Source organism: Duganella sp. S19_KUP01_CR8, from assembly GCF_036688705.1.
Classification (GTDB): Bacteria; Pseudomonadota; Gammaproteobacteria; order Burkholderiales; family Burkholderiaceae_D; genus Rugamonas.
Genome location: NZ_JAQQPR010000022.1, coordinates 105711 through 117973, shown reverse-complemented (window position 1 = coordinate 117973; position 12263 = coordinate 105711). Strand labels below are relative to the sequence as shown.

Annotated in this window: 9 protein-coding genes; all 9 read right to left on the bottom strand. The window is 65.1% G+C overall.

Annotation, left to right across the window (positions count from 1 at the left end; translation table 11 throughout):
- The coding region (locus tag V6M89_RS21505; protein ID WP_442881990.1) for a flagellin N-terminal helical domain-containing protein at nucleotides 1-884 on the bottom strand (884 nt) is incomplete at its 3' end.
- Nucleotides 885-975: 91 nt separating this feature from the next.
- A complete protein-coding gene (locus tag V6M89_RS21500) occupies nucleotides 976-2571 on the bottom strand; it encodes an SEL1-like repeat protein (RefSeq protein WP_332855089.1) in 1596 nt (531 codons plus the stop codon).
- 19 nt (nucleotides 2572-2590) lie between these two features.
- Entirely contained in the window at nucleotides 2591-4864 is a 2274-nt protein-coding gene (locus V6M89_RS21495; protein WP_332855091.1) for a putative bifunctional diguanylate cyclase/phosphodiesterase, read from the bottom strand.
- Between the two features lie 7 nt (nucleotides 4865-4871).
- Nucleotides 4872-6962: an HDOD domain-containing protein gene (locus tag V6M89_RS21490; RefSeq protein ID WP_332855088.1), complete on the bottom strand. Its 2091-nt coding sequence runs from the start codon at nucleotides 6960-6962 to the stop codon at nucleotides 4872-4874.
- Nucleotides 6963-7169: 207 nt separating this feature from the next.
- The gene (locus tag V6M89_RS21485; protein WP_332855087.1) at nucleotides 7170-8450 is read right to left on the bottom strand and encodes a multidrug effflux MFS transporter; all 1281 of its coding nucleotides are present in this window, start codon (nucleotides 8448-8450) and stop codon (nucleotides 7170-7172) included.
- A 126-nt stretch (nucleotides 8451-8576) separates the two neighbouring features.
- Nucleotides 8577-9779: a THUMP domain-containing class I SAM-dependent RNA methyltransferase gene (locus V6M89_RS21480; RefSeq protein ID WP_442881989.1), complete on the bottom strand. Its 1203-nt coding sequence runs from the start codon at nucleotides 9777-9779 to the stop codon at nucleotides 8577-8579.
- A 109-nt stretch (nucleotides 9780-9888) separates the two neighbouring features.
- Nucleotides 9889-10491, bottom strand: coding sequence for a 2-hydroxychromene-2-carboxylate isomerase (locus V6M89_RS21475; protein WP_332855086.1), 603 nt, complete (start codon nucleotides 10489-10491; stop codon nucleotides 9889-9891).
- Between the two features lie 10 nt (nucleotides 10492-10501).
- Nucleotides 10502-10918 carry a CopD family protein gene (locus tag V6M89_RS21470; RefSeq protein WP_332855085.1) on the bottom strand — a complete coding sequence of 139 codons (417 nt, stop codon included), beginning with the start codon at nucleotides 10916-10918 and terminating at the stop codon, nucleotides 10502-10504.
- Between the two features lie 8 nt (nucleotides 10919-10926).
- Nucleotides 10927-12198, bottom strand: coding sequence for a glutamate-5-semialdehyde dehydrogenase (locus V6M89_RS21465; RefSeq protein ID WP_332855084.1), 1272 nt, complete (start codon nucleotides 12196-12198; stop codon nucleotides 10927-10929).
- Between the last annotated feature and the right edge of the window lie 65 nt (nucleotides 12199-12263).

Here is a 12263-nt window from a genome sequence, read left to right as displayed (position 1 = left end):
GCGCTGGCCGTCACGCCGCTGGCGCCGGCCGCCGCGCTGATGGCGCCGGCGGCGGTGGCCGCCCGGATCGCCGCGGTGGCGCCGGCGATGGCGCCGATGTTGACGCCGTTGATGGAAAAACTGCCGGCCGCCAGCACGCCGATGGCGCCGACGTCGCCGGACAGCGTGGTGCTGGCGCTGGCCGTCACATTGCGCACATTGGCGGCATTGATGGCGGCGGCCACCGCGAAGGCGCTGGCGGCGCCCTGCCCCGGCTGCGCGCCGGCCGCCGACGCCCCCACCACCACGCCGTTGATGACCACATCGCCATAGCCGATCGCCGCCACCACCGCCGTGCCGACCGCCGTGGCCTGCTGCGGCGCGATGTTGACCAGCGCCTTGCTGAAGCCGGTCGGCACCAGCGCGGGCGGGATGCTCAGCGCCAGCGTCTGGTCGGCATTGGCGCCGACCTGCAACTGCTGCGAGAACGAACCGTCCAGCAGGCCCAGGTTGTTAAACCGGGCACCGGCGACGATGTCCACGTTGGACGCGACCAGCGCGGCCACCTCGCCCTGGATGGCGGCGCGGTCGGTCTTGCTGTTGGTGTCGTTGGCGGCCTGCACCGCCAGCTCGCGCATGCGCTGGAAATTTTCCAGCAACTGGCCGGCCGCGCCATCGGCCACCTGGAGCAGGGAAATGCCGTCGTTGATGTTTTGCCGCGCCTGGTACAGGCCCTTGATGCCGGCGTTCATGCGCTCGCTGATGGCCAGGCCGGCGGCGTCGTCGCGCGCCGAATTGATGCGCTGGCCGCTGGAGAGTTTTTGCAGGCGCACGGCCATATCCTCGCCCGCCTGCGCATAGCTGCGCTGGGCGTTCAGTGCGGATAGGTTGGTGTTGATCTGCATGCCGTGTGCTCTCGATGCCGCCACGGAGTGACGGTTGTCGATTATCTATCGGCAATAATCAGCGCGACTTGAGCTGCCGCACGGCAAAGATTTAGCTGGGCAACAGTTCCAGCCGTTCGCGCGCCTGGGCCAGCTGGGCGCCGTCCATGCGCGCGGCGGTGTTTTTCAGATAACGTCCGGCGGCCGCGTAGCCGCCGCGCTCGGCCATCGCCAGCCACATCCAGGCTTGCGCCAGGTCGGCGCGCACGCCCTGGCCGACCATGAACATCAGCCCCAGGTTGAACTGCGCGCGCGCATGGCCCTGGCCGGCGGCCTTCAGATACCAGTGGTGCGCCTGGGCATAGTCCTGCGCCAGCCCCTGGCCGTTGTCGAAGCGCAGGCCCAGCGTGAACTGCGCCAGCGCGTGGCCCTGCTCGGCGGCCTTGGCGTACCAGCCGTTGGCCTGGGCGCAATCGGGTTGCGGACCGTCGTCCTTGTCGTACAGCAGGCCCAGGTTGTACTGGGCCGCCGCGTAATCCTGCTCGGCGGCGCGGCGGTACCAGGCCAGCGCCTTGCGGTCGTCGCGCGGCACGCCGCGTCCGGTTTCGTAGCGCAGGCCCAGATCGAACTGCGCCCGCAGATGCCCCTGGTCGGCCGCCTTGCGGTACCAGAAGATCGCCTCCTGGTGATCCTGCACCACGCCGTGGCCGGCGTCGTACAGCATGCCCAGGTGGTATTGCGCGCCGGGGAAGCCCTGCTCGGCCGCCTTGCGGTACCAGAACTGCGCCTGCTCGTAATCCTGCGCCACGCCCTGGCCGTGATCGTAGCGCAGGCCCAGATTGTTCTGCGCCGCCGCGTGGCCCTGCTCGGCCGCCTTGCGATACCAGTCCAGCGCCTTCTGCTCGTCGCGCGGCACGCCCTGGCCGTTGTCGTAGATCAGGCCCAGGTTGAACTGCGAGCTGGCATGGTCCTGCTCGGCCGCGCGGCGATACCACAGGATGGCCTTCTGGCTGTCCTGGGCGATGCCGTCGCCCTTGTCGAAGCGCAGCGCCAGGTTGAACTGCGCCGGCGCATAGCCCTGGTCGGCCGCCTTGCGGTACCAGGACATCGCCTGGCCGACGTCCTGCGGCACGCCCTGGCCGTTGTCGTAGCGCAGGCCGAGGTTGAACTGCGCGCGCGGATAGCCCTGCTCGGCCGCCTTGCGGTACCAGGCGATGGCCTGCTTGAAGTCCTGCGGCACGCCCTTGCCGGTGTCGTACATCATGCCGAGATTGTTTTGCGCGCCGGCGTCGCCCTGGTCGGCCGCCTTGCTGAACCAGTGCATGGCCTTGTGCGTGTCGGCGTCCACGCCCTGGCCCTTGGCGTACAGCCAGCCCAGGTTGTACTGCGCGGCGGCATAGCCCTGCTCCGCCGCCAGCTGGTACCACGCGGCCGCTTCCTGGTAGTTCTGCTCGACGCCCTGGCCCTTCTGGTACATCACGCCCAGGTTGTACTGCGCGTGTTCCAGGCCGGAGTGCGCGGCCTGGCGATACCAGACCACCGCCAGCTCGTAGCTCTGCGCCACGCCCTGGCCGTTGAAATACATGAAGCCCAGGCTGTGCTGGGCATTGGCCACGCCACGCTCGGCCAGTCCCTTGACGCGCAAGAACTCGGCGGTGTAAGTGCTGCCGCTATTTGCGTCGGCTTCGTTGGGACCGTATTTCGTCATGCTGTTTTTCTATGCTGCGTCAGGCCTGGATCGCGACCATTGCCGGTTGGGTGTCTAGGTTGGGAACCACGTGCAGCACATGCGCCGAGGGCATCGCCGTCAGGCGCCCCTGGTCCTGCAACACGTCCATGAAGCTGGCCAGTGAAATCGGCCGGTGGTACAGATAGCCCTGCATCGTGGTGCAGCCGTTCGCCTGCAGGTAGCGCGCCTGCACCTCGGTCTCCACGCCTTCGGCCACCAGGTGCAGGCCGAGGCCGCGCGCGATGGAGATGATCGCCAGGATCACCGGGTAGTGGCCGTTCTCGTCGTGGATCTCCTTGACGAAGGACTGGTCGATCTTGATCGTGTGGATCGGGAAGCGGTGCAGGTACGACAGCGACGAATAGCCGGTGCCGAAATCGTCGATCGCCACCGACACGCCCAGCTGGCACAACTTGTTCAGCTGCTCGATCGCGTACTGCGGATTGCGGATGCAGATGTTCTCGGTGATCTCGACTTCGATCTGCGCCGGCGAAATGCCGTAGCGCGTCAGCGCGCCGCGCATCTTCTCGAAGAAGTCGCCGCGGTCCAGGTATTGCGGCGACAGGTTCAGCGACAGGCGGATCGCCTCGCCGCCGGCCGCGTTCCACTGCAGCAGGTCGCGGCACAGCGCGCCCAGCATCCAGTCGGAGATCGGCAGCATCAGGCCATTCTCTTCGGCGAACGGCAGGAACTCGCCGGCCGACAGCAGCCCGCGCTGCGGATGGTTCCAGCGCATCAGGCCCTCGGCGCCGATGATGCGGCCGCTGGCGACGTCGACCTGCGGCTGGTAGTACATTTCCAGCTCGTTCAGCTCCAGCGCCTTGCGCAGGCTCTGCTCCAGCGCGATCTTCTGGTGCGACACGTCCAGCATCGAGTTGTGATAGAAGCTGTGGCCGTTCTTGCCCAGCGCCTTGACCTGGTACATGGCGATGTCGGCATGGCGCAGCAGCTCGTCGATGGTCTCGCCGTCGCCCGGATAGATCGCGATGCCGATCGAGGCCGAGATGTGCACCTCGTGGCCATCGAGGTCGAACGGCTTGTGCAGGCTTTCGAGGAATTTGTCGGCGATGGCCTTGGCGTCCTGGCGGTCGCGCAGCTCCGGCAGCACGATGGTGAACTCGTCGCCGCCCTGGCGCGCCAGCGTGTCGCCGCGGCGCAGGCAATCCTTCAGGCGCGTGGCGACCTGCTGCAGCAGCTCGTCGCCCTTGACGTGGCCCAGCGTGTCGTTGACCAGCTTGAAGCGGTCCAGGTCGACGAACATCACCGCCAGCTCGGTCAACTTGCGCTTGGCCTGGATCACGGCCAGGCCCAAGCGGTCCTTGAACAGCATGCGGTTCGGCAGGTCGGTCAGGATGTCGTGGTAGGCCTGGTAGGAGATCACTTCCTCGGCGCGCTTGCGGTCGGTGATGTCGCGCGCCACGCCGTAGGTGCCGAAGAACTCGTGCTTCTTCACCTCATGGTCGGGGATGTGCATGCCGATCGCGTTGAGCGAGATCGTCATCAGCGTGTTGTTGAAGGTGCGCTCGATGCCGCTGCCGGTGTTGCACTTCAGGCGCAGCTCGACGTTGCGCGAGGCCCGCTCGTCGACGCGGCGCTCGTTGAAGGCGTAGCGCGCGCGCTCCTGGTCTTCGTCATGCACCAGCACCGAGTAGTGGCGGCCGATCAGTTCTTCGCGGGTAAAGCCCAGCAGCTGCTGCACGCGGTCGTTGACGAAGGTGAACTTGCCTTCGTGGTTCAGGGTGTAGATGATGTCCGGCGAGCTGTCCACCAGGTAGCGGTACATCTTCTCCGAGTTTTCCAGCTTGGAGGCGATGCGCTCGTTGTCGATGGCCAGGCGGCGCTTTTGCAGCGCGTTCTCCACCGTCTTGAGCAGCTCCTCGCGGCTGTAAGGCTTGCGCAGGTAGTCGTAGGCGCCGCGCTTGAGCGCGCCGATGGCCGCCTCGATGCCGACATCGCCGCTCATGACGATGACGTCGCCGTCGATCTCCTTGGCGTTGATGAAGTCCATGATCTCGTGGCCGCTCATGTCCGGCAGGCGCAGGTCGAGCAGGATCAGGTCGAATTTGAGTTTGGTCAGCTGGGCCAGCGCCTCGCTGCCGCAGGTCGCCGTCACCAGATGGTAGTCGCGGTCGCGCAGCAGTTCGTACAGCGATGACAGCAAACGCGGCTCGTCGTCTACGAGCAGGATGCGCGGGCAGTTATCGGTGGAGAGGGCGACGGGGGCGTGGTCGTCCGCAGTGACAGCGGTTGGGCTGGCTGGGTTCAGGTTCATCATGGCCTTAAACTGAATCCATCGCCCGCGTTTGCACGCCGGCGACTTGACTGGTGCTGCCACGGGCGGGCAGCAGGATTTCGAAGGTGGTACCCGTTTTACCGGAGCGGCAGGTGATCAGGCCCTGCATTTTCTTCACCAGGCTGTGGACGATGGACAGGCCCAGGCCGTGGTGTGCGCCTTCCTTGGTGCTGCGCACTGCGGAGAACAGATTGGCCAGCACCTCGGCCGACAGCCCCGGACCGGTGTCGCTGACCACCAGTTCCAGGTAAAGCTTGCGTTCGCGGTTGACGTGGCCGCGGTTCGAGATTTCGATCTTGCCGCCGTCGGCCAGGGCTTCGACGGCGTTCTTGATCAGGTTGACCAGGATTTGCTTGAGCAGGTCGGCGTCGCCGTCGATTTCGGCCGGCTCCTCCTGCATGCGCACCACGATCTGCACCGAGGCCGGCACGAAGTCGGTGGCGCGGAACAGGCGCAGCACGTCATCCACCACGCGGCCGACATCGGTCACGCGCGAGCTCTCGGTCGGCTGCAGGTCGGCCAGGCCGTTGATCAGTTGTCCGACGCGGTCGATTTCCTCGTTCAGGATGGACATCTCGCCCACCACCGGCTCGCGCTTGGCCAGCTTGCCGTCCAGCACCGACAGGTAGTTCTTGATGATCGACAGCGGGTTGTTCACCTCGTGCACCACGCGGCGCGAGGCTTCACGGTATTCTTCGGCCACGTGGGCGATCTGGCGCCTGGTGTGGCCACGCTCGCTGATCGCCGTTTCCAGCGCGGCGGCGGCCTGGGTGCCGAACGATTGCAGGAAGCGCTCGCGCTTCTGGAAGCTGGCCATCTGCCACGCCGGCGCGCCGCCGATCAACACGCCCAGGCAGCGCTGGTTGGCCACCAGCGGCAGGCAGACCATGCCCTCGCTGCCGAGGATGCGGAACAGCTGTTCCTCGGCCACGCTCAGGGCTTGCGAGTCGCGGCTGACGAAGGTCAGCTTGCGTTCCGTCGCCGCCTCGGCCACCACGCCGCCTTTGTTCAGCGGGATGACGAATTCGGCCAGCCGCTGCTGCTGCTCGCCGGTGGCGGTGCCGTGCAGCGCGTGGCCGGTCGGATTCTCCAGCAGCACCACGGCGTTTTCAAAGTCGAACAGGATGCGCGCCGAGCGCGTCATCGCATCCAGCAGGCCGGCTTCGCCCTGCTGGCGCGCGAAGGTCTGGCCCATCTCGGACACCAGCACCATATTGCGCACTTCCTCGGACAGCCGCTGCTGCACCGGATCGACCATCGGCGCCGCATAGGCGGTCGGCGTCGGGATATCGTCGGCGCCGGCCAGGTCGATGCCCAGGTAGGCGGCAGACTTCTCCACCTGGCGGGCGGCGCTGCTGACGATCTGCTCCAGTTTTTCGGCATCCAGGCCGCACAGGTGGCCGGCCTCCTCGATGGCCTGCTTATGGTCTTCGTGGAAGCACAGCAGGTGCGCCAGGCGCACCACGCGGATCAGCGGATGGGCCGACTCCAGGCGCGAAATCGGCTCGTGGTGGTACAGCACGCTGTCGGCCAGGAAGGAATCGAGGTGCCAGCGTTCGATCAGCCAGGCGCCCGCTTCCGAGTGGGTGATTTGCAGCGTGCGCTGTTCGACGGCGCACAGGTCCTCGTCGTCGCGCGCCATGAAGTTGAACGCGTATTCCTTCGGCGCGGTGGCCAGCAGCGCCAGGCGGCCGACGTTGTGCAGCAGGCCGGCCAGGTAGGCTTCCTCGACGTGCGGGTACTCCATCTGCTTGGCGATGTCGCGGGCGATGACGGCGGTGGTCAGGGAACCTTTCCAGAAGCCGCGCAGGTCGGTGCTGCTCGAATGCGGGAAGCTGTTAAAGGTCTGGAACACGGATTCGCTGATGACCAGCGTCTTGATCATGTCGGTGCCCAGCGACACCAGCGACTGCTCCAGGCCGACCACGCGCGCATTGCGGTGGTACGCCGAGCTGTTGGCGACGGTGAGGATCTTGCTGGTCATCGCCGCATCCTTGGCGATCAGGGCGGCCAGCTCCGGCATGCCGGCGTCGTCGGCCTGCAAGTGCTCAATCAACTTAATGAGTATCTGCGGCATTGCCGGCAGACGGGCAATCAGCAGGCGATTGCGAATATCATGGTCAGGTTGATGCATCGTATCAAGCGGGTTCTGGGCCGGGTGCGTTGTGCAAAAATCGTGGGCAAAAAACTTCTACCAAAAAGTTATACTAACATAAAGTCTTGTAGTAACTTAACAGCAAGTAAGATTTCTTTCTAAACTAACTCAATTTCCTGCCGTAAATAATTATTGGCCCGGATGGCGTAGAAGCATGCTCCGGTAATAGCGCGACGTCAACCACAAAACGAGAGCAGAGGTACTAAATGCCATCTGTCCCGCGGCTAACCACAGCACGGAGTGTGATAGGAAGGGTGCAATCACCCCCGCCACCAGCGCGCCCAGCAGGGTGGTGGCGAAAGATTGGCAGGATGCCACCGTTCCGCGGATGTGCGGGAACAAGTCCAATGCCAGCAAGGTCGCGCCCGGCGCGACCACCGACATGCCGAAGGTATAAAAGAACATCGGCGCCACCGACCACGGCAACGCCGGCGGCAGCAACAGGTGGTAGCAAAGGTTAAATATCGACGCCGCCAGCAGGAAACAAAAGCCTATGCCTATCTGTCGCGAAAATGTCATCTTTCCGGCAATCCGGTTGGCCGCCAGCGCGCCGAGGAAAATCCCGCTCACCGACGGAATGAACAGCCAGCCGAACTGCGAGGCGCCCAGCCCCAGGTGCTGCGGCAGGAACACCGGCGCCGACGAGATGTACAGGAACAGGCCGGCGAAATTGAAGGCCACCACGCCGGACTTCATGTGGAACAGCGGCGAGCGCATGATCTCGCTGTAATTACGCAGCAGGAAGTGCGGATTGAAGGGCTGGCGCTTCTCTTTCGCCAGCGTCTCCGGCAGGCGGCGGTAGCAGTAGATGAACAGCAGCACGCTGTAGGCCAGCAGCGCCAGGAAGATCGCCCGCCAGTCGAACAGCGTGACCACCCAGCCGCCCAGGATCGGCGCGATGGCCGGCGCGATCGAGAAGATCATCGTCACCATCGACAGCAGCCGCGCGGCGGCGGCGTCGTGGTACAGGTCGCGGATGATGGCCCGCCCCACCACCACGCCGGCGCCGGACGACATGCCCTGCAGGATGCGGAACACCCACAGGTAGTGCACATTGTGCGCGGCGGCGCAGCCCAGCGTGCCGATGGCGAACAGCACCAGCGACACCAGGATCACGTTGCGGCGGCCGAAGGCGTCCGACAGCGCGCCGTGCCACAGCACCATGCCGGCGAAGGACAACATGTAGAAGGTCAGGCTTTGCTGGACCTCGATCGGCGTGGCGTTAAGCGTGGCCTGGATATTCGGGAAGGCCGGCAGGTAGGCGTCGATGGAGAAAGGCCCCAGCATCGACAGCGCCGCCAGCGTGGCGGCCAGCGCGCCGGCGCTCAGGACTTTCAGGTGCGACGGCGGCGGTTCCGGCACCTCCGCGACAGGATCTGGGGGAAGATTTGCGGGAGGTGTAGGGAACATACGGTGCTTTCCGGCGGTAGCGCGCCGGCTTGCACCCAACCCGCAAATCAGAGGCAGGGGTCTGACCCCGAGGGGTCAGACCCCGCGTGGCCCTGCGGGGTTAGGGCGCGCAACAGCGCGTGGTGCTTAGACTTCTTTAGGTTTGGCGGCTTCGCGGCGGTTGAAGCCCGCCACCATATCGAAGCGGAACAGACGGCATTCCAGCGCGCCGTTGAAGAAAGGCGTCTTGCGCGATTCCTTCAAGCGCAGCAGCTTCGGCAGGCCCAGGTCGGCCGTGAACAGGAACACCGTCCAGCCGGCGAAACGCTGCTTCAAGGTGGTCGACAACGCCGAGTAGAAGCTGCTCGCCAGTTCGTCTTCCGGCAGCGTGCTGTCGCCGCGCACGCCGATACGCTCGCCGTACGGAGGGTTGGTCAGCAGGATGCCCGGCTGCTCGGTCGGCGCCTTCACTTCCTGCGCCTCGATCTGCTTGAGCGGCACGTCGAACATGATGCCGGCGCACTTCAGGTTGTGGCGGGTCATCTCCACCATGTCGCCCGAGATGTCGGAGCCGAAGATGGTCGGCGATTCCGGCAGCGGATTGGCCTTGATCGAATTCTTCATCTCGTTCCACGGCGCCGGATCGAAGTCGTTGAAGGCTTCGAAGGCAAAGCGGCGGCGCGCGCCCGGCGGGATGCCCTGCACCATCTGCGCCGCTTCGCACAGGATGGTGCCGGAGCCGCACATCGGGTCGAACAGCGGCATGCCCGGCTTCCAGCCCGACACGCGCAGCAGGCCGGCGGCCAGGTTCTCGCGCAGCGGCGCGTCGCCGGTTTCCTCGCGCCAGCCACGCTTGAACAGCGCTTCGCCGGAGGTGTCGAGGTAGATGATGAACTGGCGCGCGTCGAGGAAGCCGACGATGCGCATGTCCGGTTCCTTGGTGTTGACCGAAGGACGCTTGTCGAACTGGTCGCGGAAGCGGTCGCAGATCGCGTCCTTGATTTTCAGCGTGGTGAACTCCAGGCTTTTCAGCGGGGACTTCACGGCGGTGACGTCGACACGGATGGTGTGGTCGTAGGTGAACCAGTCTTCCCACTGCTGCGCCAGCACCAGGTCGTAGATGTCGTTTTCGTTCTGGTAGCCGGTGACGGCCATGCGCATCAGCACGCGCGAAGCGATGCGCGAGTGCAGGTTGATGCGGTAGGAATCGAGCAGGTCGCCGGAGCAGTGCACGCCGCCCGGCACCTGGTTGTGCACCTTCATGGTGGTGCTCAGCAGGGCGATTTCGCCCAGTTCTTCGGCCAACGCCGCTTCCATGCCGCGCGGGCATGGGCAAAAATAGGATGCCATAGGTGTACCTTTTGTCCGTTAATAAACCGCACCGCCGTCGCTCCCGCGAAAGCGGGAGTCCATGCCGGGCACGCTCAGCATGGGTCCCCGCTTGCGCGAGGACGACAATTTACTTCTGCATTGCTCTTTCCAGGAAGTCCAGGCGGTCCTGGCCCCAGAAACTTTCACCATCCAACACATACCACGGCGAGCCGAATACGCTGGCCGCCGTTGCGTCTTCCGTATTGCGGTCGTACTCGGCCTGCACGCTGGCCGTCTCCGACGATTTGATCAACGCCTTGCCATCGAGGCCGCAACTGCCGGCGATCTGCGCCAGCGTTTCTTCGTCGCCGATATTCTTGTCTTCCGCCCACAGGCCGCGCATCACCGCCGACGACAGCGCCAGCGCCACATCCACGCCGTGCGTCAGGCGCGCGGCGATCACCATGCGGTTGGCCAGGTCCGGCGACACCGGGAAAAACTTCGGCTGCGTATTCAGCGGAATGCCGAGGAACTCCGACCAGCGCGTCAACTCGACCAGGCGATAGGCCTGGCGCTGCGGCGCGCGCTTGGCCAGCGGCAGGCCGCCGGACAGGCCGAACACCTTGCCCAGGTCGACCGGGCGCACTTCAACCTGCACGCCGTGCTGGCGCGCCATGGCGACAAAGCGCTCGTGGCCGAGATACGTCCACGGCGAATGGGCGGCGAAAAAATACTGGCAAACTTTACTCATGACGTTCCGATCAGAAGGGTTTGACGACAACCAGCAGCACTACTGCCAGCACCATAAACACCGGCATTTCATTGAAGACGCGATACCACTTGTGGCTGCGGGTGTTCACGCCCTTCTCGAACTTTTTCAGGATGCCGCCGCAGGCGTGGTGGTAGCCGATCACCAGCACCACGAACAACAGCTTGGCGTGCAGCCAGTGCGGCAAATCCGCGCCGTACTGCATCCACGCCAGGGTCACACCGAACACCACCGCGAACACCGACAGCCACATCGAAAAACGATACAGCTTGCGCGCCATCGTCAGCAGGCGCTGGGTCGAGACCTCATTGGTCTCCATCGCCAGGTTGACGAAGATGCGCGGCAGGTAGAACACGCCCGACATCCAGGCGATCACGAAGAAAATGTGCAGTGCTTTAATCCAGAGCATACGCTTCCTTAGTTACGGACTTCACCGTGGCCGAATACCACGTATTTCAACGACGTCAAACCTTCCAGGCCCACCGGGCCGCGCGCGTGCAGCTTGTCGTTGGAGATGCCGATCTCCGCGCCCAGGCCGTATTCGAAACCGTCGGCAAAGCGCGTCGAGGCGTTGATCATCACCGACGCCGAATCGACTTCGCGCAGGAAGCGCATCGCGTCCGTGTGGTCTTCGGTGACGATGGCTTCCGTGTGCTTGGACGAGTAATGGTTGATGTGCTCCATCGCCTCGTCGATGCCGGCGACGATCTTCACCGACAGGATCGCGGCCAGGTATTCGGTCGACCAGTCTTCCTCGACGGCGGCCACCAGGTGCGGATAGCCCGCCGCTGCCAGGATCGCCATCGCTTCCGGATCGGCGCGCAGCTCGACCTGCTTGGTCGCGTACAGCTTGGCCAGTTCCGGCAGCACCGCCGGCGCGATCGCGCGCGCCACCAGCAGCGTTTCCATGGTGTTGCAGGTGCCGTAGCGGTGGCACTTGGCGTTGAACGCAATGTCCAGCGCCTTCTTCATGTCGGCCTTGGCGTCGATGTAGACGTGGCAGATGCCGTCCAGGTGCTTAATCATCGGCACCGTCGCCTCTTCGATCAGGCGCGCGATCAGGCCCTTGCCGCCGCGCGGCACGATCACGTCCACGTACTGCGGCATGGTGATCAGCGCGCCGACGGCTGCGCGGTCGGTGGTGTCGACCACTTGCACGCCGTCGGCCGGCAGGCCCGCGCCCAGCAGGCCTTCCGTGACCAGCTTGGCCAACGCGCGGTTGCAGTGGATCGCTTCCGAGCCGCCGCGCAGGATGGTGGCGTTGCCGCTCTTGATGCACAGGCCGGCCGCGTCCACCGTCACGTTCGGGCGGGATTCGTAGATGATGCCGATCACGCCCAGCGGCACGCGCATCTGGCCCACCTGGATGCCGGTCGGGCGGAACTTCAGGCCCGAGATTTCGCCGATCGGATCGGGCAGCGCGACGATCTGGCGCAGGCCTTCCACCATCGTCGCGATGGCCTTGTCGGACAGCGCCAGGCGGTCCAGCATGGCCGGCGCCAGGCCGTTGGCGGCCGCCGCGTCCATGTCGAGCTGATTGGCGGCGCGCAGTTGCGGCGCGTCGCGTTCGATCGCGTCGGCGATCAGCGTCAGCGCGCGGTTGCGGGTCGCGCTGTCGGCGCGGGCCATGGCGCGCGATGCCTTGCGCGCCTGCTGGCCCAGTTGTTCCATGTAGTGCTTGATATCCATGTTCATCCCATTAGAACCCCGTCATTCCCGCGCAGGCGGGAATCCATAGAACGCTGGCGGGTATG

What these genes read in the sequence shown, in the direction of transcription:
- V6M89_RS21500 (WP_332855089.1), bottom strand. Translation starts at nt 2,571, where the DNA reads ATGACGAAATACGGTCCCAACGAAGCCGACGCAAATAGCGGCAGCACT.
- V6M89_RS21485 (WP_332855087.1), bottom strand. Translation starts at nt 8,450, where the DNA reads ATGTTCCCTACACCTCCCGCAAATCTTCCCCCAGATCCTGTCGCGGAG.
- V6M89_RS21480 (WP_442881989.1), bottom strand. Translation starts at nt 9,779, where the DNA reads ATGGCATCCTATTTTTGCCCATGCCCGCGCGGCATGGAAGCGGCGTTG.
- V6M89_RS21470 (WP_332855085.1), bottom strand. Translation starts at nt 10,918, where the DNA reads ATGCTCTGGATTAAAGCACTGCACATTTTCTTCGTGATCGCCTGGATG.
- V6M89_RS21475 (WP_332855086.1), bottom strand. Translation starts at nt 10,491, where the DNA reads ATGAGTAAAGTTTGCCAGTATTTTTTCGCCGCCCATTCGCCGTGGACG.
- V6M89_RS21490 (WP_332855088.1), bottom strand. Translation starts at nt 6,962, where the DNA reads ATGCCGCAGATACTCATTAAGTTGATTGAGCACTTGCAGGCCGACGAC.
- V6M89_RS21495 (WP_332855091.1), bottom strand. Translation starts at nt 4,864, where the DNA reads ATGAACCTGAACCCAGCCAGCCCAACCGCTGTCACTGCGGACGACCAC.
- V6M89_RS21465 (WP_332855084.1), bottom strand. Translation starts at nt 12,198, where the DNA reads ATGGATATCAAGCACTACATGGAACAACTGGGCCAGCAGGCGCGCAAG.